This is a genomic window from Bradyrhizobium sp. UFLA06-06 (assembly GCF_054820065.1).
In genome coordinates, this window is the sequence record NZ_JADFUD010000006.1 from 120985 (window position 1) to 139890 (window position 18906).

18 protein-coding genes are annotated in these 18906 nt (G+C 60.3%); 8 read left to right on the top strand and 10 right to left on the bottom strand.

Annotation, left to right across the window (positions count from 1 at the left end; all coding sequences use genetic code 11):
* Nucleotides 1-104: 104 nt before the first annotated feature.
* The 3 genes from IF803_RS07325 to IF803_RS07335 are packed head-to-tail and all read right to left on the bottom strand — an operon-like array spanning nucleotide 105 to nucleotide 3240.
* Nucleotides 105-521 (bottom strand): Zn-ribbon domain-containing OB-fold protein, encoded by a 417-nt coding sequence (locus tag IF803_RS07325; RefSeq protein ID WP_461191744.1) that lies wholly within the window; start codon nucleotides 519-521, stop codon nucleotides 105-107.
* The gene (locus IF803_RS07330; protein ID WP_461191745.1) at nucleotides 521-1702 is read right to left on the bottom strand and encodes a thiolase C-terminal domain-containing protein; all 1182 of its coding nucleotides are present in this window, start codon (nucleotides 1700-1702) and stop codon (nucleotides 521-523) included. The genes IF803_RS07325 and IF803_RS07330 overlap by 1 nt, the downstream gene beginning before the upstream one ends.
* Nucleotides 1699-3240, bottom strand: a complete 1542-nt coding sequence (locus IF803_RS07335) for a class I adenylate-forming enzyme family protein (protein WP_461191746.1) — start codon at nucleotides 3238-3240, stop codon at nucleotides 1699-1701. The genes IF803_RS07330 and IF803_RS07335 overlap by 4 nt, the downstream gene beginning before the upstream one ends.
* 132 nt (nucleotides 3241-3372) lie before the next feature.
* Here IF803_RS07335 and IF803_RS07340 point away from each other — a divergent pair, with 132 nt between their 5' ends.
* Complete coding sequence (locus IF803_RS07340) at nucleotides 3373-4182, top strand: enoyl-CoA hydratase/isomerase family protein (RefSeq protein ID WP_461191747.1); 810 nt, start codon at nucleotides 3373-3375, stop codon at nucleotides 4180-4182.
* A gap of 102 nt (nucleotides 4183-4284) precedes the next feature.
* On the opposite strand, the gene IF803_RS07345 is transcribed toward IF803_RS07340, so the two are convergent.
* Nucleotides 4285-6231 (bottom strand): AMP-binding protein, encoded by a 1947-nt coding sequence (locus IF803_RS07345; protein WP_461191748.1) that lies wholly within the window; start codon nucleotides 6229-6231, stop codon nucleotides 4285-4287.
* Nucleotides 6232-6300: 69 nt separating this feature from the next.
* On the opposite strand from IF803_RS07345, the gene IF803_RS07350 reads away from it, so the two are divergent.
* On the top strand, nucleotides 6301-7113 hold the full coding sequence (locus tag IF803_RS07350) for an enoyl-CoA hydratase/isomerase family protein (RefSeq protein ID WP_461191749.1): 813 nt from the start codon (nucleotides 6301-6303) through the stop codon (nucleotides 7111-7113).
* A gap of 7 nt (nucleotides 7114-7120) precedes the next feature.
* Here the strand turns inward: IF803_RS07350 and IF803_RS07355 are convergent, their stop codons facing one another.
* Entirely contained in the window at nucleotides 7121-7921 is an 801-nt protein-coding gene (locus tag IF803_RS07355) for a TetR/AcrR family transcriptional regulator (protein WP_461191750.1), read from the bottom strand.
* 506 nt (nucleotides 7922-8427) lie between these two features.
* Here IF803_RS07355 and IF803_RS07360 point away from each other — a divergent pair.
* Both IF803_RS07360 and IF803_RS07365 read left to right on the top strand, forming a co-directional pair.
* Entirely contained in the window at nucleotides 8428-10020 is a 1593-nt protein-coding gene (locus IF803_RS07360) for a recombinase family protein (protein WP_461191751.1), read from the top strand.
* 292 nt (nucleotides 10021-10312) lie between these two features.
* The gene (locus IF803_RS07365; RefSeq protein ID WP_461191752.1) at nucleotides 10313-10609 is read left to right on the top strand and encodes a hypothetical protein; all 297 of its coding nucleotides are present in this window, start codon (nucleotides 10313-10315) and stop codon (nucleotides 10607-10609) included.
* Nucleotides 10610-10954: 345 nt separating this feature from the next.
* Here the strand turns inward: IF803_RS07365 and IF803_RS07370 are convergent, their stop codons facing one another.
* Nucleotides 10955-11212, bottom strand: coding sequence for a hypothetical protein (locus IF803_RS07370; RefSeq protein WP_028342797.1), 258 nt, complete (start codon nucleotides 11210-11212; stop codon nucleotides 10955-10957).
* A gap of 226 nt (nucleotides 11213-11438) precedes the next feature.
* Here IF803_RS07370 and IF803_RS07375 point away from each other — a divergent pair, with 226 nt between their 5' ends.
* The gene (locus IF803_RS07375; protein ID WP_225162473.1) at nucleotides 11439-11771 is read left to right on the top strand and encodes a hypothetical protein; all 333 of its coding nucleotides are present in this window, start codon (nucleotides 11439-11441) and stop codon (nucleotides 11769-11771) included.
* Nucleotides 11772-11800: 29 nt separating this feature from the next.
* Here the strand turns inward: IF803_RS07375 and IF803_RS07380 are convergent, their stop codons facing one another.
* The 3 genes from IF803_RS07380 to IF803_RS07390 all read right to left on the bottom strand — a co-directional run bounded on the left by IF803_RS07380 (nucleotide 11801) and on the right by IF803_RS07390 (nucleotide 14049).
* Nucleotides 11801-12034 carry a hypothetical protein gene (locus tag IF803_RS07380; RefSeq protein WP_461191753.1) on the bottom strand — a complete coding sequence of 78 codons (234 nt, stop codon included), beginning with the start codon at nucleotides 12032-12034 and terminating at the stop codon, nucleotides 11801-11803.
* 278 nt (nucleotides 12035-12312) lie between these two features.
* Nucleotides 12313-13416 carry a DNA polymerase IV gene (gene dinB / locus IF803_RS07385; RefSeq protein ID WP_461191754.1) on the bottom strand — a complete coding sequence of 368 codons (1104 nt, stop codon included), beginning with the start codon at nucleotides 13414-13416 and terminating at the stop codon, nucleotides 12313-12315.
* Between the two features lie 93 nt (nucleotides 13417-13509).
* Nucleotides 13510-14049, bottom strand: coding sequence for a hypothetical protein (locus tag IF803_RS07390; protein WP_461191755.1), 540 nt, complete (start codon nucleotides 14047-14049; stop codon nucleotides 13510-13512).
* Nucleotides 14050-14745: 696 nt separating this feature from the next.
* On the opposite strand from IF803_RS07390, the gene IF803_RS07395 reads away from it, so the two are divergent.
* Nucleotides 14746-14919: a hypothetical protein gene (locus tag IF803_RS07395; protein ID WP_155258656.1), complete on the top strand. Its 174-nt coding sequence runs from the start codon at nucleotides 14746-14748 to the stop codon at nucleotides 14917-14919.
* 228 nt (nucleotides 14920-15147) lie between these two features.
* The gene (locus IF803_RS07400) at nucleotides 15148-15789 is read left to right on the top strand and encodes a TetR family transcriptional regulator C-terminal domain-containing protein (RefSeq protein ID WP_225162469.1); all 642 of its coding nucleotides are present in this window, start codon (nucleotides 15148-15150) and stop codon (nucleotides 15787-15789) included.
* An 11-nt stretch (nucleotides 15790-15800) separates the two neighbouring features.
* Here the strand turns inward: IF803_RS07400 and IF803_RS07405 are convergent, their stop codons facing one another.
* Nucleotides 15801-17414: an AMP-binding protein gene (locus IF803_RS07405; RefSeq protein WP_461191756.1), complete on the bottom strand. Its 1614-nt coding sequence runs from the start codon at nucleotides 17412-17414 to the stop codon at nucleotides 15801-15803.
* A 283-nt stretch (nucleotides 17415-17697) separates the two neighbouring features.
* On the opposite strand from IF803_RS07405, the gene IF803_RS07410 reads away from it, so the two are divergent.
* Nucleotides 17698-18903 carry an ABC transporter substrate-binding protein gene (locus tag IF803_RS07410; RefSeq protein WP_461191757.1) on the top strand — a complete coding sequence of 402 codons (1206 nt, stop codon included), beginning with the start codon at nucleotides 17698-17700 and terminating at the stop codon, nucleotides 18901-18903.
* Nucleotides 18904-18906 lie beyond the last annotated feature (3 nt).

Here is an 18906-nt window from a genome sequence, read left to right on the forward strand (position 1 = left end):
CGGTGGGTCGGCGGTGCGAGCGCCACAAAATCGAGGTGCTGCAAAATTCTAACAATTGTTAGAATTGATCGCGCGCGGATGCAAGCAGAACTCATGCGGATCCCTCAGGCTTTCCGGAAGCGCGGCAGAGTTATGTCGTCAGAGACCTGGTCGAATGCGAGCTCGACCTCCATGTCGAAGGTGACGTCCGCCGGATCGCTCCCCGTCAGGGTGCTGATCATGCGCGGCCCTTCGTCGAGTTCGACGAGCAACACGGCAAAGGGGACATCCACCTTGAATGCGGGGCCGGGAGCCCGATAGACCACGCTGAAGGAGTGCACTTTGCCGCGGCCGGTCGCGGGCCTGTGCACGAGCTTATCGCCGCCGCACTCGCGACATGTGGTTTGCTGGTAGTACTGCACGTTCCGGCATCGGCGGCAGTGCTGCAGCAGGAGCTTGCCGTGGCGCAAGCCATGCCAGAATGCGGTCGTATCGGCATCCGGAGCGGGCAGGGGCTTTCGGGTGGAATTCTCGGATGCCATCACAGCGCTCCCTCAGTGCCCAGAATGGCCGTGGCATTGGTGGCGAATCCCGCTCCGAGGCTGTGCACCAGCCCGAGCGCGGCGCCGTCGACCTGCCGCTCGCCGCATTGGCCACGCAGCTGCGCGATCACCTCATGGAAGTGGAACAGGGCGCCAGGCATTCCGGAATGCGCGAATGACAGCAGGCCGCCATGGGTGTTGGAGGGTATTTGGCCGCCGTAGCTCATTTGTCCGTCGGCGACGAACGGGCCGCCTTCACCCTTCCGGCAGAAGCCGAGGTCCTCAAGCATCATCACCACGGTGCCCGTGAAGCAGTCATAGATGCCGGCGACATCCATATCGCGCGGCTGGTAGCCGGCCATTGCGTAGGCCCGCCGGCTGGATTCGACGGCACCGGTCGTGGTCAGGGACGGCATCAGGAAGATGTGTTCGTGGGTGTAGCATTCGCCGCAACCGAGGACGAAAATTGGCTTCTCGATCCCGAGGGCCTTCGCATGCTCGGCCGACGTGAGGACAAATGCCGCGCCACCGTCCGAGATCAGCGAACAGTCGAGCTTGTGATAGGGCGTGGTGACCATAGGCGAATTGAGCACGTCCGCTGCGGTGATCGGTGTCGTCTGCTGCGCGCCGGGGGTCCGCGCCGCGTGACGCCTGTGCACGACGGCGACCTCCGCCAACTGCTCGGGCGTGGTGCCGAACTCCCTCATATGCCGGTGCGCGGTCATTGCGAAAGTGTTGGCAACCGGAATGCCGAACGGCATCTCGTATTGCTGATCCCGGCTTTCTGTGAGCGAACGAAGCGCCAGATCAGGCGTCAGCCCCGTCATCAGACTGTCGGCCGCGACCAGCAGCACTACCTTGGCGAGGCCGCCGTGAACGGCGGCCGCACCAATGCTGAACATCGTTGCCGCCGTGGCGCCGGACACCTGCAACGTGTTCGAGAAGATCGGACGGATTCCAAAATATTCGCTGAAGGCAACGCTGAAGCGATGGAACGGGGAGGCGAAGGCATGGCTCGACAGTACGCCGTCCACCTGGCTCTTGGCGAGGCCGGCGTCGGCGAGTGCGTTTGCCGCGGCCTCTGCCGCAAGCGAGAGTGGACTGCGGCCTGGCACCTTGCCGACCGCCGACAATCCGATGCCGATGACGGCAACCTTTCCTCTCAGGCTGGTGTCGCTCATGTGGAAGCTTTCAACAGGCGTTCGAGTTCGTGGCGCTGGACCTTGCCACTTGTCGAGCGAGGGAATTCACCGAAGGCAATGAAACGGAATTCGCGCGGCCGCTTGTAGCTCGCCAGCTCGCGTCGGCACAGTTCGGTGAGCTCGGCTACCGTCATTGCAGCCCCTTCGCGGCACGCGACAAAGGCGACGGGGGCCTCTCCCCACCTCGGGTCGGCAGCGCGGACCACTGCGACTTCCGCGATCCGATCGTCGCCTAGCAGGACGCGTTCGATTTCGGCGGGATAGATATTCTCGCCGCCAGACTTGATCAGGTATTTGGCGCGGTCGACGAAATCGAGCGATCCGTCGGCGTTGCGCCTGAACACGTCGCCCATGTGAAACCAGCCGCCGCGGAAGTCGCGCGTGTTGGTCTCGTCCGCGCGCCAATAGCCGGAGAATAGTGTCGGGCTGCGGATAGCCAACTCGCCGGGCTCGCCGGGCGCGACCTCGTTGTCGGAGGTGTCCACCAGCTTGATTTGGCAGAACGCATTTTGCCGCTTGGACAGGCTGGCCGGCACATCGCCTGGCGCAATCAGCGCCCGCGTCGCCGGCGGCAGGCCGGTCTCGGTCGAGCCGAAGCTGTTGAGATAGGGGGCGCCGAGCATTTCGGTGACCTCGGCAATAGCGTGCGGGGCGACCAGATCCGCCATGGCTCCGCACACCCGCACTCCCTTCACCTTGGTGCGTTGTGCTTTCAGACCATCGATAAGCGCCTCTACCATGCCGGGAATTAGGACCAGCCAGCCGATGTCGTGTTGAGAAACGGCCGTCAGCAGCGGTTCAAGCTGGAAGCCGTCGATCACAACGACAATTCCGCCGCGCAGCAGGGTGGCGAGGGCATGATCGGTCGAGGCCATGTGGAACAGGGGGGCCCATGCGACGAATGTGTCGTGCGGAGCGATACCGAGTTCGGAGGAGAACACCAACGCCCGCATGACCATCGCGCGGTGCGAAATCACGGCACCTTTCGGCAGGCCGGTCGTTCCGCTGGTGTAGAGAATGACGAGCCCATCTTCCGGTTCGGCGACAGACGGGGATGCCCGTCCGTCTGCTCGCGTAAGCTCGCTTTCGTATTGAGATCCGATCTCCAGGATTGGATTTGCCTTCGCGGCCGGCGGGAGGCCTGCTGCGAGGTCGGCCTCGACCAGCAGCAGCTTGGGCGACACCAGTTCGATGCAATAGGAGAGTTCGCGCTCCGACAACCGCCAGTTAAGGCAAGCCGTGGTGATCCCGAGATTGGCGGCCGCCAACTCGATCTCGAGATATTCGGGACGGTTGCGCGACAGCAGGCCAAGCCGGTCGCCACGTTGCAGGCCCCGCGCGGCAAGCAGGACGGTCAACCGACGGACCCGGTCGCGCAACTCCCCATAAGTCACGTGCCGGCCGCGGTATTCGATCGCAGGCCTGTTGGCATGAAGCTCCGCACAGACCTCGAACAGTGCACCGACGGTTCCGATGCCGGATCCGCCGCCTGTCTGGATACTGAGCCCGGTTTCCATAAACGTTTCCTCGAGCGCTGTCTTTCGACATTCTTGTTTCGAGCCAGTGCTTGCGCCGGCCGACTACAAATTCTAACATCTGTTAGAAATAATTGGTAGCGCTTCTTAGGCGCCAAAAGCGGGAAGATCAATATGTCCAATCGGTACGCGGCCTATACGAAGTTGAAGCTCGACTATCCGGCTGAACGGATCCTTCGGATCACCTTCGACCGACCGGAGACCTATAACTCCGTCGACGCCGAGACCCATACACAGCTCACTCACATCTGGAGAGACATCGACAGCGATCCCGACATCAGCGCCGTGATTGTCACGGGGGCGGGCAAGGCATTCTCGGCGGGCGGCGATTTCGAGCTGATCAAGTCACTGCTCGACAATCCGGCCGCGCGGATGGCGACCTGGAAAGAGGCCAAGGATCTCGTCTACAACGTCATCAACTGCAACAAGCCAATCATCTCGGCGATCAATGGCGTCGCCGTGGGCGCCGGCCTCGTCGTCGGGATCCTTGCCGACGTGTCGATCTGTGGCAAATCGGCGCGGATCGTGGACGGCCACACCCGGCTCGGTGTCGCCGCTGGCGACGTCGCCTGTATCATCTGGCCGCTGCTCTGCGGACTGGCGAAGGCAAAGTACTATCTGCTCACGTGCAAGCCGCTGTCGGGTGAGGAAGCCGAGCGGATCGGCCTGGTTTCGCTGTGCGTCGAAGATGCGGAGCTGCAAGGCATCGCATTGGAAACGGCGCAGGATCTCGCCACCGGCGCACAGAGTGCGATCCGCTGGACCAAATATGCGTTGAACAACTGGCTTCGCGTCAACGGGCCGCTGTTCGACACGTCAACCGCCCTCGAAATCCTCGGCTTTGCCGGCAATGAGGCCCGCGAAGGCCTGGCCTCGCACCTTGAGAAGCGCAAGCCAGCTTTCCCCAAGGATTGCCCGATCTAGGATCGTCTGATCGACATCAAGGCAACCGACCTGAGTGGTTGCCTTGCTGTCTCACTTCACACCATGCGTCGTCGCCTGGTCCGGGCCAATCCGGGCCGGCAGCTATCCCTTGAGCTTCTGACGGATATGGTGGATCGCCTCGGGGTTGGCGAGCGCCGACAGATCGCCGGGGTCCTTGTCTTCGAAGACTGCGCGAAGCACGCGGCGCATGATCTTCATGTTACGCGTCTTCGGCAGGTCATCGACCAGCAATACCCTTTCCGGGCGGTACGAGGTGCCCATTCCGTGCACCAGGGCCTGGGCAAGCTCTTCCGACAGCGCGCGGGGGTCTTTCGCACCAGGACTCGGCACGCAAGCACAAACGATAGCGGAGCCTTTGACCGGATGCGGGACGCTGAAGACGGCAGCTTCCGCGACCTTGCCGGTTGCGGTCAGCACGCCCTCGAGCTCTGCCGGACCGACGCGCTTGCCCGAAATCTTGAGGGTGTCGTCCGAGCGGCCAAGAATGTAATAGAGACCGTCCTTGCCGCGCATGGCAAAGTCGCCATGCACCCAGATTCCCGGAATCGTCTTCCAGTAGCTCTCGAGATAGCGCTGGTCGTCCTTCCAAAGGCTCTTGGTGAGCCCGATCGATGCATGACGCAGCACCAGCTCGCCGACCTCGCCGTCGGGGACAGGGTTACCCGCCATGTCGACGATATCCGCGCCGACTCCGAGGGCAGGCCGGGAGAACGAACATGGGTTCATTGGATGGTTCGGGGTGCCGGTAAAGATGCAGCCGCCGACTTCCGTTCCGCCGGAAATATTGATGATTGGGATCTTTGACTTGCAGACGTGTTCGAAGAACCATCGCCACGGTGTCTCGGTCCAGGCCTCGCCGCCCGAAGCAGTCATTCGCAGGCTCGAGAGGTCGTACCGCTGGACCTCCTCGCCATGGCGCATCATGCCGCGCACGATGGTCGGTGAAACACCGAGATAGGTGACCTTGTGATCGGCGATCAGGCGCCAGAAGCGTCCCGTATCGGGATAATCGGGCGTCCCCTCGGCCACGAGGAGTCTGCCGCCAGCGAAGCTTGGAATGCAGGCGCACATCGCGCCCACCATCCATCCCATGTCGCTGAAGAAGAAAAACAGGTCCGTTGGCTTGAAGTCGCCGCAGATGATCATATCCCGCGTCACCATTGAGCCAATGAAGCTGATATGCGTCCACACGCAGCCCTTTGGTTCGCCGGTCGTACCCGACGTGTAGAGAAGGATGGCGGGATCTTCCGCGTCCATCTCGACGGTCGGGAAATTTGCTTCCTCCTTTGCGATCTCATCCCACCAGTGGTCGCGTCCCGCCTGGATGGGTGTGTCGATGCCGAGCCCGCCGCGGTTTGCCACGATCACATGCTGGACGGTTGGTGCGGTCTCCAGGGCCTCGTCGAGAACCGATTTAAGCGGAGCAGGAGCGCCCCGGCGCCAGGTACCGTTCGCTGTGATGACGGCCTTCGCCTCACCATGGTTGAGCCGCGCCCGGATCGGGTCGGGACCGAAGCCGGAGAACAGGGGCATCACGATCGCCCCGATCTTCAGGATTGCAAAGAAAGCCATAAAGGTTTCGGGCAGGTTGGGCATGTAGATCGCGACGACGTCGCCCTTGCCGATGCCGAGCTTGCGCAGGCCCGATGCCAGCCGTTCGACAGCGGATGCGAACTCGGCGTAGCTCAGTCGCCGCTGCTCGCGCCTGTCTTCGCCTTCCCAGACCAGGAATGTCTTGTCCCAGACTTCAGTTCCGCGGTGCTTGTCGATGCAATTGAGGACGATGTTCGTGGTCCCGCCAACGCACCAGCGCGCCCACGGTTCGCCCCGTGCAAGATCAAGGATCTTCTCGGGCTTGCGATAGAAGCGAACGTCACAGAACCCGAACACTTCCTGCGCGAGCCAGGCTGGATCGATGTCGGCCTTGGCCGCCAGCGTGTCGTAGTCCGGCTGCCCGGTGGCGCGAAGAAACGCGCTCAGGTTGCTCTGCTCCACCAGTTCCGCGGGGGGCGTCCAGAGATACGCCATCTTGCTTCCTCCTGCCTCAAGAGCTGCGCCATGTTCTTGCATCTGGCGTGCGGCGATGTATTCTAACAAATGTTAGAATTCAAGGAAGAAGATATCGTGGCTGAAAAAGAGCAAGTCCGCTATTCCGTCGAAGACGGCATCGCGACGGTGACCATCGACCGTCCCGAACGCAAGAACGCGCTCTCGGTCGAGGCGATGAACGGCCTGACCGACGCCTGGGACAGGGTCGAAACCGACGCCTCGGTCCGCGCGATCATCCTGACCTCAGCGGATTGCGGGGTATTCTGCGCAGGGCTGGATCTGAAGCAGGCCGCGGAAATCCGGGCGAGGGACGGGGTGGATATCCTGACGCTGATGCGTGATCCCATGCAGCACGCGATGCGGAAGGTCTCCAAGCCCATCATTGCTGCCATGACGGGATCTTTGATGGCCGGCGGGATGATGCTTGCGCTGAAGTGCGACTTGAGGATCGGGCTGCGCGGCACCCGTGCGGGAATAACCGAGGTCAAGATGGGGCGCGGGTCCCCGTGGGCGGTGCCGATGCTTTGGATGGTGCCGCAACCCCTACTGATGGAGATGGTTCTGACGGGCGAGACGATCGCGATCGAACGGCTCGCGGAGCATGGTTTCGTGAACTCGCTTGAGGATACACCAAAGGCCGTGCGCGAACGTGCGCTTGAGCTGGCGCGGAAAATCGTCGAGGGCGCGCCATTGTCGGTCAAGGCGGCCAAAGCGAGCATGCTTGCCGCGATGGACCTGGGGTTTGCGCAGGGCCTCGTCGCGGCCGAGCGCCTGCATGAGGAGGCCTATGCCAGTCTTGATGCGATCGAAGGGCCGAAAGCGTTCGCAGAGAAGCGCAAGCCGGTCTGGCAGGGCAGATAGATTGGGATCAGGGCTTATTGACGCCTTCGAAGATCAGCGTCTCCGTGCGACGGGCCAATTCAAGCACGGCATCCCTGTTTTCCAGCCTGAACCATTCGATTGTCCAGTTGAGAGCTCCGATCACGAACATACGCAATGGCACCACCTCCATGTCGGCGCGGATCTCGCCGGCGCGCCGGGCATCGATGAAGAGCTGGTCCCAATATTCCGCGTATGCGCGCCGCAGCGGCCGGTGCGGCTTCTTCAGTTGCTCCGGCAATTGCCCGTAGATTCGAATGTTGGCTGAAGTGAAATCGCTCGTCTCGAGGAGCGCGACGAGGTGGGCCTCGATCGCAAGACCGATCTTGCGCCGGTGCGATACTTTTCCGGCGCGCTCGACCGAGTTCTTCACCGTCTCGAACACGTGGCGGAGGCCGCGGTCCAGCACCTCGTCGAGAATCTGCTCCTTGGAGTCGAAATGGTAGTAGATGCTACCGGCCTTTATCTTGGCCCTGGTTGCGATCTGGCGCAGCGTCGTTGCCGAAAACCCCTGGCGGCGAAACAGCTGGGCCGCGGAATGCAGGATGAGGTCCCGCGACCGCTCTGACTTGGGCGTTGCGGCCGCAGAGCCTTTGTCGGACTCGGCCTTGCGTCCGCGGCTTGCGGACGGGGCTTTCGGCCGACGTCCCGCCGGCCTCGGGCCAGACCGGTCACCGGAACGCAAGGATGACCGCACCGTTTTCATACCTCCCGCAAGCTCCGTGTCGACATACCAGGCTGCCGGCTCGTGCAACCAATGATCGTTGTCGAAGCAGATTCCGCGGAGCATGGCAATATCCGGCAGGTAACAGCCCGATGGTACCTGACGGCATCAAAACACAGGGCCCGCAAGCCGCGCGGCTGTGGCGGCTCGCCTGGCAGGCGGCAGGCGACATTCGGCACAACCTCCGATGCCGCGGGAGTTGAGAAGTCATTCCTGGCTAAGCGGCGTTTCTGTCGCCGTCTCTTTCGCGTTCAGCTAAGTTCAACGTTGTCACTCACTTAAGATCGGCTTTTCACCATCCCGCGGTGGTGACCAGTTCCTGATGTCAGCGCATGGAGTGGCCGGCTCGGGGGCGGCTATCGCTTTGATGCACCTTTGGGCGTGCCGGCGTCAGGCTTCGGCGAGGCCCCCGATCGGTGCGGGAAATAGAACCGATATGAGATCAGCGCCTGCCGGCAAATTGATCGGGTGTGTGATTGGATCGATGATTTGCCCAACGGCAAAGAGAATATTTTCAAAGTTGGTTTTGGGGCATGGCAAAGATGGAGTAAGCTGGCCTCGTCGGGGTGCCCATGGCAAATGCACTTACGATAAGGAAGGATCACCTTCCAAAAGGTGACATGGAACGGCGAGCGGCGCAGTACGTTCGCATGTCTACCGAAAAGCAAGTCTACTCAATCGCAAACCAGATGGCAGTGATCGCGGCTTACGCCAGCGCGCACCGTCTGGCGATCGTCAAGACCTATGCGGACGAAGGCAAAAGCGGCCTTCAGATCAAGAACCGAGCAGGCCTTCGACGGTTGATAAGCGATGTCACAACAGGCGCAGCCGATTATGGTCAGCTTCTCGTATACGACGTGAGCCGGTGGGGGCGGTTTCAAGATCTAGACGAAGGTGCTCACTACGAGTTCCTCTGCCGGCAAGCCGGGGTGGAGGTCGAATATTGCGCCGAGGGATTCAAGAATGACTTCAGTTTGGCCTCTACCTTGGGAAAGTATCTCAAGCGAACGCAGGCCGCCGACTTCAGTCGCGATCTATCCGCCAGGGTGCATGCCTCCCACTCGCGGGTTATCCGGCAAGGGTTCTCGGTAGGTGCTCCGAAGACCTACGGTCTCAGACGCGAGCTGGTTGACCAGAAGCAGCGGCCGAAGATGTTTCTGGAGAAGGGCGAAGCCAAATTTTTGCAATCCGACCGCGTGAAGATCCGGCCGGGGCCTCCGGATCAGGTCACCATCGTCAAATGGATTTTCGCGCAATGTCTCAAGGGAAAATGCGATGCATGGATAGCGAGAGAGCTGAACCGCCGCAATGTGGAGACATCCACGGGGCACCCTTGGAATCCTGCGCTCATCTATCGCATTCTCAAAAACGAAGCCTTTATCGGAAACCTCCTTTACAATCGAGTCTCGCGCAAACTCAAGGGGCCAAGAGTCATCAATCCACCCGACCAGTGGATTCGCGTGGAACGGTGCATTGACCCGGTGATCAGCGTGTCCACCTTCGAACGCGTCCAAAAGATTCTTGCTAACCGGCGTGTCGAGGTATCAGAAACTGAAATGCTAGTTCGATTGCGCCGGACCCTCAAAAAAAGAGGACGGTTGAGCACCGGTATCATCAATAGCACTGTCGGATTGCCGAGCTTCTACACTTTCATTCGCCATTTCGGAACTATTCGAGAAGCTTACCGGTTGATCGGTTATACTTCCGAACGGGACCATACATACATTGATGCGAAAGAGCATTGGGCAGAGGAGATAGGAGCGCTGCGCCGGGAGATCGTGGCGGATCTCAAAGCGCTCGGCATAAAAGCAAACTCATCGGGCGACCAAGTCCTTATCGGAAGGGAGGTCTTGCTGGACTTTCGCGTTGCTCGCGCATACCGCTATCCCGGGTGTCTAAACCAGTACCGCATTCCATTCATTCGAAAGGTGATCGGCCGGTGGGTCGTCGTCATCAGGCTGACCAACGACGCCAAGTCGGTGCTCGACTACGTGCTGATCCCGAAAACAGGCTTGGTCAAACCAGATACGAGAGATGGCGTAAGAATAAGCGATGCCGCGCGAGACCGCCTTGGTTTTGAGATCTTCAAGTCGCCGCATACCCTGTCGATGGGGATACATCGAAAGCTTTCGCTTGGACGAACGGGAACTCGCAAGGTCAAATAGCTGGCGCCGCTTCCGGAGCGCTTGCCAACAGCAAGGCTCATGACGTAGCCGGGTCCTCGTTCCGTCCCCTGGTTCACAGTCGCAAAGCGTTTCGTCCCGCAAAGGTCGTTGCAGCGCTCTTGCCTCATCTCACGGCGTCGCATCCATACGTCGCGCTCCTCGTCTGTAGTGAGGACAACGGGCATGACCTAGAGGTGGATTGACTCAACGACAGCGTTCGCCGGCCTCGCCAAAAAGCCATAAACGTTGTGAGAACCTGGGATCGACTTTGACTTGGTGCCCGATCACCCCCTTGATCGTGGTCCAGACCGGCGAAGGCCGTCAGCTGCCGATCGTCGTCAAGCGCGAACCAAACCACGTCCTTTTTCTTGGTCTCCAGGTTCGGCTCCGGAGCACACCGAAGCTATTGAACGGCACTAGGGAGCGGTTCTCCGGCTTAAGCCAGCCCGCAGCACATCGCTCAAGCATGAGGCTTTCCGCCTTTGTCGTCGAGGGCCTTGTCGGCTACGCGACCTTCGGCCATTGCCTCGACAGCCTCGACAACGTTTCGCCGCGCGGCTCGATCCTTAATCGCGCGGAACGCCCGTAGCAGTCGGAAGATGTCTGCCGCGTCTCGAGCGAGTTGCTCCTTCGTCAAAGGTGAATCCCCGCAATGGCCGCTGAAACGGACCGTGGAATCGAAAAGGACCGTCCAAGGGGCGGTCCTTTCCGGCCGGCTGCAATGGGCCTGTAAAAACTCGAAAGGTGAAAAATGCTCTGCAAGTTACGATAACATCGGCAGGGATTGTATTACGGCCGTCCTGCCTCTCGCGAAATCCGGATCAATACGGTGTTCTGGCCGTCGAACGAGACGTGGCTGGGACAAGTGCAGTATGCGGCGATCCGACAGCTGCAGCCGCGGCGGCAGAAGCCTAACAGGCGCTTGGCGGGACCCTCACTGGAGGACCTTCGGTAGCACGACAACGACATCGATTTCCCGGCCGACGATCTGCGACGCAACGATTGCGATGGGCAGAACGAAATTGTCCTCGATTTCGGCTGCGCTCGATTCGTCTCTTGCGTAGACATACAGAAGATACCCGTCGATCTCCGCAAAGCGGATGCCGGCGAACACGCGGTCAAACGTTCCCGCGCCAACGATGAACGCCATTCTCGCCTGTATCGCGTAGTTCTGGATTTCGGTCAGGTCCATCTTGTTACCGTTAGGGATATTGCGTTGCTTGACATGATAGATGTTTACGCCTCCTGCTGGTGGCAAGGGCTGTTTTTCAGAATCGAGCCGAAGGGCGAGCTCCGGACTGGGTGAAGGCGGTCCGCTTTGAGTTACCAACGGAAGGGCTCCTGGCCTATAAGAGGATGAGGTCACCGGTTAAGCCCGGTTACCTTTGACCGTCTCATGGTTCAGCAAGGCGCGCAGAGTGAACAACCCAGAAGCCGTCGCCGCAATCGTGTCGGCCCTCCGGGAGGCTCACGGGGACAACGTTGCTCGCGCCTTCCTTGCTGATGGGGTAACCCTTGCGGCGCTTGTCGACGCAGTTTTCTCCCTCCCGATAAAGAATAGTGTGGCAGTCAGAACGATCGCCCGCGCGCTCGAATCCGGAGATTTTGTTATCTCACCCGACGTCGGGCCGCTTTGGCACGTCAGATATGTGTACAGCCACCCGGGCTCGATGACCGTCGTAGACATGGTGGTGCTGACACCCGAGAGGACGTTCACGAGCACCGAGATCTCGTTGCAGCTGCGCGGGTGATCCCCATTGCGGTTCGGGCCTCAAGGACTCTATCGCAATTCCTGGATATGGCCGGTGCTGTCGACGAGAATGGACCGTTCCTTCCCGTCCCGTGTGGCCTTGAACGTCTTGATCTTGCCAGATGGCACTTCGCGGATTTGCGAATAGCCAGCTGCTTCAAGCCTTGCCTTGATATTTTCCAAGGTGAGGGCAGATGCTGCCGCTGGGGCGTTGAAAACCGTCAGAAAGCCAAGGGCAGCGAGCTTTTGCGCTTTCATGTCCATTAGTCGATCTGAGTTGCCGATGATGCCGTCTCCTTGTCCCAGCAGAATTGGACCAATTCTGCCCACTGTCTAGCGAGAAATGCATGGAAAGCGCTTAAGATGATTCAATGGGAAGCGGCGGTCGTTCGATGGACTGAGCGCGGAAGGGGCCGGCGAGTTCTGCGTGAATGCTACCCATGAAATTTCGCCCGAAGGGCGGTTTTCGCTCGGTCAGGTCATCCGGGGCCGGCTTGCGCAGCAGGCGCGATCTGAAATTAGAGGTGCGTCTATCGAGAGTGCTAAATCGGGAGATCGAGTTGAGGTTCCGCTCGGTCTTGGTCATGGAGCGCTGACAGCGACACGCCCAGCAAGCGTACGGATTTTGGCAAGGGCATCTCGTGCCCTAACAGGTCGATAGCCAGACGCTCGAGGTCAGCGCGGTTAGATACCGGGCTAGACACCGATCTGCTGCGGGTAATGATCTCGAAATCGAAGAACTTGACCTTTAACGTCACCGTGCGCCCTCGGCTGCCGGTGCTCTCGCAATGCCGCCAGACTTTGTCGATGAGCGGCCGGAGCTCGACCGCCAGGGCGTCGAACGCTGTCAAATCGTTCGAGAATGTATTCTCTGCGCCGATGGACTTTCGTATCCGGTTCGCTCGAACCGGACGCTCGTCGACGCCGCGCGAGATCCAGTAGTAGTAGGCGCCCGATTTGCCGAAATTCGCGTTCATGAACTCGAGCGTCTGGTTGCGGATGTCGAGCCCGGTGAAGATGCCGAGGCCGTTGAACTTGGCTGTCGTCGCCGGGCCGATGCCGTGGAATCGGCCAACGGGGAGATTCTCCACGAAGGCAGGCCCCATCCTGGGTGTGATGACGAACTGGCCGTTGGGCTTACGATGGTCGGACGCGAGCTTCGCCAGGAACTTGTTGTAGGAGATTCCGGCAGAGGCCGTGAGGCCGGTTTCGGCGAGGATTTTGGCCCTGATAGCGGTAGCGATCTCGGTTGCGAGCGCGATCTTCTGAATGTTCTCGGTGACGTCGAGATATGCCTCGTCCAGCGACAGCGGCTCGATGATTTCCGTGTGCTCGGCGAAGATGTCCCGGATCTGCCGGCTGACGGCCTTGTAGACCTCGAAGCGCGGCTTGACGAAAACCAGCTCCGGACACTGACGCTTTGCGGTGACCGACGGCATTGCTGAGCGGACCCCGAACTTGCGGGCCTCATAGCTCGCTGCGGCCACGACGCCGCGTTCTGCGGAGCCACCGACGGCCAGTGGCTTGCCGCGCAAGTCGGGATTGTCCCGTTGCTCCACCGACGCGTAGAACGCGTCCATGTCGATATGAATGATCTTGCGCGGTCGGGCCTCGCCGCTGTCCCGCGCCTGGTCTGGCGAATTCATTCGGAGACAGTACTCGAGGCCGTCGCGCGCGGGAATGGCGGGGAAAACGGGGAAAAGTCCGGTTCCGAACTGGCCGGTCGGACGTCGTGAGCCTCATGTTACCAACTCGCTATTGGACTTCGGCGATATCGCCCAGGCTTGGACGTTTTGGCCTTCGCCCGGAGTGTTTGTCTTCATTTCGTTGCGAGCCTTTTCATGAAGCAGTTTGACGAGCGGACGACCGCTAACCTCGACGTTGTTCTGGATGAAGTCTGCCGCGATCTCCCGAACGGCGGTGGCGATCACGAAACCAGGAAGTTCATCGCGCGAAAGCTGGTGCGGGCCGCCCAGCAGGGGAAAAAGACGCTTGGGGCTCTTGGGCGCGTTGCTCGACAGGCCTTGCAGGGGATTCCGGAAGACCGTCCAGCGTAACGCGCTGGGCAGGGTCTGCTGCTTCGCAACCAGGCGTTGATTGGACTTTACGGCAAGTAAGCGGGGAATGTTATGTACGATGTTTATTTGAACAGGAGCAACGAGCTTCTGGTTGTTATTCGGGGTGGCTCTATCCCTTCGGCAATCGCCGGAAGGTGGCGCAAACAGAAGCGTGTCGTTCGATCTGTCAGCCACGGTATTCGCGACGACGTCCGGCAGCATGGTTATCATCATCGCAATCTGGCGAAGCGATTGGTCGCCTCGACGAGGGCGGGGCTGCAGTAGGGATTATATTGCGTCGCACGGTGGGTGCTTGATCTCACCACAGTTTCGGGCTGACGCTATTCGACTGGCGTCTCAGGCACGATCGGAGATTGCGCCAATCGCAGGGAGATAAACCACCAGGAATCGCGCCGGGAGAGCGGGCCAACTAGTAGTGATCAGGACCGAACGTTGCTGCGCCCGTGATTGATTTTTGCCGAGATCTCCCTGCGAGATGCCTCGCATGAGGCCGTCGCGAAAGATACCCAATCAGCGCCGGGCCTCTTGCTCCGACTTCGCTGAATTGCAGCCATAGCAACGAAACACATGGACCGCTTCGTACTTACCAACGGAGGGTAGTTCGGCCAACAGGGCCATATGGCGACCGCAAACGTCACATTTGCATGCGAGCGCTTCCGTCTCTTGCCTGGACAGTGTTGGCATAGCGAACGTCCCATGCGCTATCCGCCGAGGGTTCGATCATGGGCCTCAGAACACGCTCGTTGTATCCGTGCGAATACGGGCTCTTCGTTTCCGGCGACGCTCTCCGCGTCCTTGATGGACCTTATACGTTATTGTCATGCCCCAAATGGGCTAAGCCTCCGTCGCAGTCGCGGCGTGTGGAATGTTGGACATCAACATCGCATACTGAGTGGCATGACGACCAAGACGCCTCATTTTCAGCCGGAGAAGACAAAAGACGGTCGCTGGTTTGTAGCGGTCAAGACCGGCAATGGGCCGGATTCTCACATCGGAGATTTTGATACGGAAGCCGACGCGGAGCGCTGGATTGCAACCAAAGCGAAGTACTGGCCTGGCAGAGAGAGCTGAAGTGCCGGGCTCCACTCTCCTGCGAATGCAGGCAATGCTAGCCAAATACCGGAAAATGGTTTGCATCGTTCCTGAAGCTTAACGGGAAAAACCAACGTGGTTTTTGCGATCCGGCACCTTGCTTCAGCGCAAAAGCTCTCACATGGGCGCGGGTGCGAAATTGAATGGACATTCAAAGAAATTCGATGATTTAGTGTGCCCGGTGAGCCGGGAAGAGGAGATCGTTGCTTGCAGAAAGCGGAAAAACGGGCGCGGGGACGCCCGGTGGGATCGTCCGATCAGGAAGCAAAGCGACATGAGTTCGTGATCGCAGTCATGAAGGCGATCGCGGAGCGCGGCTACAAGGACGTGACAGTCGCGACCATTTGCGAGGCGGCCGGCTTTTCGCGCGGTCTGATCGGGCACTATTTTCCTGGGAAGGACGCGTTGTTGCTTCACGCGGTAGGGGAAGTGGCCAAGGATTTTGAACTGGCGACGAGAGCTGCGGCGGAGGCGGCCGGCCAAGATCCGCTTGACCGCTTGCACGCTATCGTCAGCGCAAGTTTTCGGGCGCCCGTGTTCACGCCGGAAAGGGTCCTGGTCTGGGTCGCTCTGGCCAGCACGTCGCGCTGGTCTCCTGATCTTGCCGAGATTTATCACAAGCTGAACCGGCCGTATCGCCGTGGCTTGGCCAACCTTATGCAGCGCGCCGCGAATGCGCGGGGTGCCAAAGTTAATCCCGACCGTCTTGCGATCACGCTCACTCAGCTTACCGAAGGTCTGTGGTCCGGCTGGGCTGCCGATCCAAGAACGATATCCGCCGCGGAGGGAGAAGCGGCTTGTCACGACCTTCTCGACGCGTTCTTTCCGCCAAGAAGAGTGGCAAACTGAGGAGCTTGTAGCTAACTGCGCTTCTTCATTCCGCGCAGGTCAATTGCGCCGGTGAGGGTCCGGGGATCCAAGCCGGGTGCGAAGATTTGCGCCTTGTTGATCTTCTGAGTAGCGGTGACTGGCATCCGATCGAGGAACAGAATCCATCCGGGAGCCTTGTAGTAGGCGAGCTGCTCCTTGCAATAGTTGGCGATGTCGTGCGCAAGCTGATAGTCGGCCATACGGTTCGGGGCAGGGACGACGCAGGCAAAGATCTCTTCTCCCGCCTTCTCGTCAGGGACAGCCAGAATCGCAATCTGATCAACCGCGGGGTGCCGGCAAAGTACGGTCTCCACTTCGGTGGCCGCAATGTTTTCGCCAGAGCGCCGGATCATGTTCTTGCGCCGATCGACGAAATAGATGATCCCGTCTTCGTCCTGGCGAACAATGTCGCCCGAATGCCACCAGCCTCCGCTCCACCCGGCCTCGGTTGCGGCCTCGTCATCGAGATAGCCGGCAAAGAAGCCTTTGCGAGGATTTTCGCCGGCCAGCCGGACGACAAGCTCGCCTTCGGCTCCTGCCGCAACGTCGCTGTTGTGTTCGCCGACGACCCTTGCCTCGAGTGGACCAACCGCACGCCCGATCGCCCGCACGCCGATTGGCCGCGGATCCTGATCGTTGGCCGTCCAGCGTCCAACCTCAGTCATGCCCCAGACCTCGAGATGAGGGATGCCAAAGCGTTCCTCGAATTCGCGGTGAATGGCAGGCTCCATTCCTGCGCCAAAGCCAAATCGGACGCCATGCGCACGTTCGTCCGGCGAACTGTCCAGGGCGACCAATGCCTGTGGTACGGCTCCGATGTAATGCACGATGGTCGCCCGGGTGGTTGATACCTCGTTCCACCAACGCTTCGCCGAAAAATACTCGGGACGGATTACGCATCCCTGCGACAGCAGCATCGGCATCAGGGCGACCACACCAGCATGGACGTGGAAGACCGGCATCGGGTTGAATAGGCGATCTTGGCCAGCCGCGATCGAAAAGCGGCCGCCGCTTCTTGCAAGAGTAAAGAACCATTCGCCGGCGGAGAGCCAATAGTCGTTTGTGGTCAGGCAGCCTTTCGGGCGGCCAGTCGTGCCGGATGTATAGAAAATCCCTGCCTCGGTTTTTCGATCGAGCGTGCCGGTGGCCGCAGGTCGTGCCGGCGAGGGCAGCCGTTCCGGCAAGCTGTCCACGGTGAGGACGACGAACTGACCTGCCAATTCGTCCGCAACTGCAGTCAGCCGTTCAACGTGATGGGGAAGGGCGACCGCAAGGACCACGCCGCTGTGCTGCATCTGATAGAGCAGTTCGGCGTGTCGGTGATCGGGGTTAACCGGTACCACGCTTGCTCCCACCGCATTGAGCGCTAACAAGTGCAGAAAATAGTCGGGTCTGTTCTCGACGAGCAAGGCGACGCGATGTCCAAGCCCGTATCCGGCGCGCCTGTAGCATTCGGTGAGAGCCGCCACGCGCCGCATGACATCTTGATAGGTCCACTCAATTCCATCGGGGGCGTAGGAGGTGCCGGCCGGCACGCAGATGAAGGCGTTGTCCGGCGCTGCGGCTGTACTCGCGCGAAATGCTTCGAAGATCGTCTCGGCCACTGTCGTCCTTCTCCCAGGCCATTGCGGGCAAGTTCGACCAGCCGCCGCTTGGGCCGGTCCCAGGCCGCGACTAGCCGCGATTTTGTCTACCGATCGGGCACGCCCGACTTGCGCGTTCCATGGCGGCAGGTCGCATCGATCGCCTTGTTCCGCTTCTTCTGGCTCCCAGAACGATCCTAAGGGGGCGGCGGAAGAAGGCAATAATAATTTTGTTGAACGTCCGACAAATTATGCCATCATGGCGATGGAAGCCCAATAATCAAACAACGGTGGGGAGGTGAGCATGCTTTGGAGATGGACCGGGATTGGGGTCATCGCGCTGCTGGTCGTGGGGCCGGTGGCCGCGCCGGCCAGCGAAGATACGCCTGTCAAGATCGGCGTTCTCGGCGACCAGTCGTCGGTTTATTCCGCTGCCGGGGGGCGAGGCAGCGTCGAGGCGGCAAAGCTCGCAGCCGAAGATGCCGGGCCGGTGCTCGGCAAGCCGGTCGAGATCGTCTCGGCGGATTTCCAACTGAAGGTCGATGTCGGCGTTGCGCTCGCGAGGAAGTGGTACGACGAGGAGAATGTGGACGCGATCATCGACGTACCGTTCTCGGGCCTTGCCTTGGCTATCGCCGACATGACCAAGAGCAAGAAAAAGCTCGCGCTGTTCAATGCGGCGGCTAGTTCGGAGCTTACCGGCACGAAATGCTCGCCCTATGTCGCGCAGTGGACTTACGACACGTATTCGTTGGGGCATGGGCCGACCACTGGTCTCGTCAGTCGCGGCGAGAATTCATGGTTCTTCCTGACCAACGACACCGTGTTCGGCGCGAGCCTTGAAGGCGATGCGTCCGCGGCGGTCAAGGCCGGCGGAGGCACGGTGATCGGCTCGGTGCGTACGCCGACAGGCGCGACGGACTTCTCGTCGTTCCTGCTGCAGGCGCAAGCATCCAAAGCGAAAGTGATCGGCGTCGTTGAGGCGGGTGCCGATCTTGCCACCGTTCTCAAGCAGGGCGAGGAGTTCGGCCTTAAATCACGGGGCCAGCGTCTCGCGGCGCTGATGGCCACGATCGACGCCATTCACGGCGTCGGTCTGAAGGATTCCCAGGGCATCATCGTTGCCGAAGCGTTTTACTGGGACCAGAACAACGAGACGCGCGCATTCGCCAAGCGGTTCTATGAGCGGATGAATGCCATGCCGACGCAAGTGCAGGCCGGCGCCTACAGCGTCGTCAATCACTATCTGAAGGCAGTCAAGGCCGTCGGCTCCAAGGATCCCGATAAGGTGATGGCCAAGATGCGGGAGATGCCCATCAACGACTTCATGTCGCACAATGCCAAGCTGCGGGCCGATGGCCGCGTACTCCGCGATCTCTACCTCTTCGAGGTGAAGTCGCCGAAGGAATCCAAGGCCGCCTGGGACTATTATAAGCAAATCGCCGTGATCCCCGCAGACAAAGCGGTGCGGCCGCTCGATCAGGGCGGTTGCCCGCTGGCAAGTCAATGACCC

Coding starts and splice junctions, on each gene's coding strand:
- IF803_RS07325 (WP_461191744.1), bottom strand. CDS start 521: ATGGCATCCGAGAATTCCACCCGAAAGCCCCTGCCCGCTCCGGATGCC.
- IF803_RS07330 (WP_461191745.1), bottom strand. CDS start 1,702: ATGAGCGACACCAGCCTGAGAGGAAAGGTTGCCGTCATCGGCATCGGA.
- IF803_RS07335 (WP_461191746.1), bottom strand. CDS start 3,240: ATGGAAACCGGGCTCAGTATCCAGACAGGCGGCGGATCCGGCATCGGA.
- IF803_RS07340 (WP_461191747.1), top strand. CDS start 3,373: ATGTCCAATCGGTACGCGGCCTATACGAAGTTGAAGCTCGACTATCCG.
- IF803_RS07345 (WP_461191748.1), bottom strand. CDS start 6,231: ATGGCGTATCTCTGGACGCCCCCCGCGGAACTGGTGGAGCAGAGCAAC.
- IF803_RS07350 (WP_461191749.1), top strand. CDS start 6,301: ATGTTAGAATTCAAGGAAGAAGATATCGTGGCTGAAAAAGAGCAAGTC.
- IF803_RS07355 (WP_461191750.1), bottom strand. CDS start 7,921: ATGCTCCGCGGAATCTGCTTCGACAACGATCATTGGTTGCACGAGCCG.
- IF803_RS07360 (WP_461191751.1), top strand. CDS start 8,428: ATGGCAAATGCACTTACGATAAGGAAGGATCACCTTCCAAAAGGTGAC.
- IF803_RS07370 (WP_028342797.1), bottom strand. CDS start 11,212: ATGGACCTGACCGAAATCCAGAACTACGCGATACAGGCGAGAATGGCG.
- IF803_RS07380 (WP_461191753.1), bottom strand. CDS start 12,034: ATGGACATGAAAGCGCAAAAGCTCGCTGCCCTTGGCTTTCTGACGGTT.
- dinB (WP_461191754.1), bottom strand. CDS start 13,416: ATGAATTCGCCAGACCAGGCGCGGGACAGCGGCGAGGCCCGACCGCGC.
- IF803_RS07390 (WP_461191755.1), bottom strand. CDS start 14,049: ATGCTGCCGGACGTCGTCGCGAATACCGTGGCTGACAGATCGAACGAC.
- IF803_RS07395 (WP_155258656.1), top strand. CDS start 14,746: ATGACGACCAAGACGCCTCATTTTCAGCCGGAGAAGACAAAAGACGGT.
- IF803_RS07410 (WP_461191757.1), top strand. CDS start 17,698: ATGCTTTGGAGATGGACCGGGATTGGGGTCATCGCGCTGCTGGTCGTG.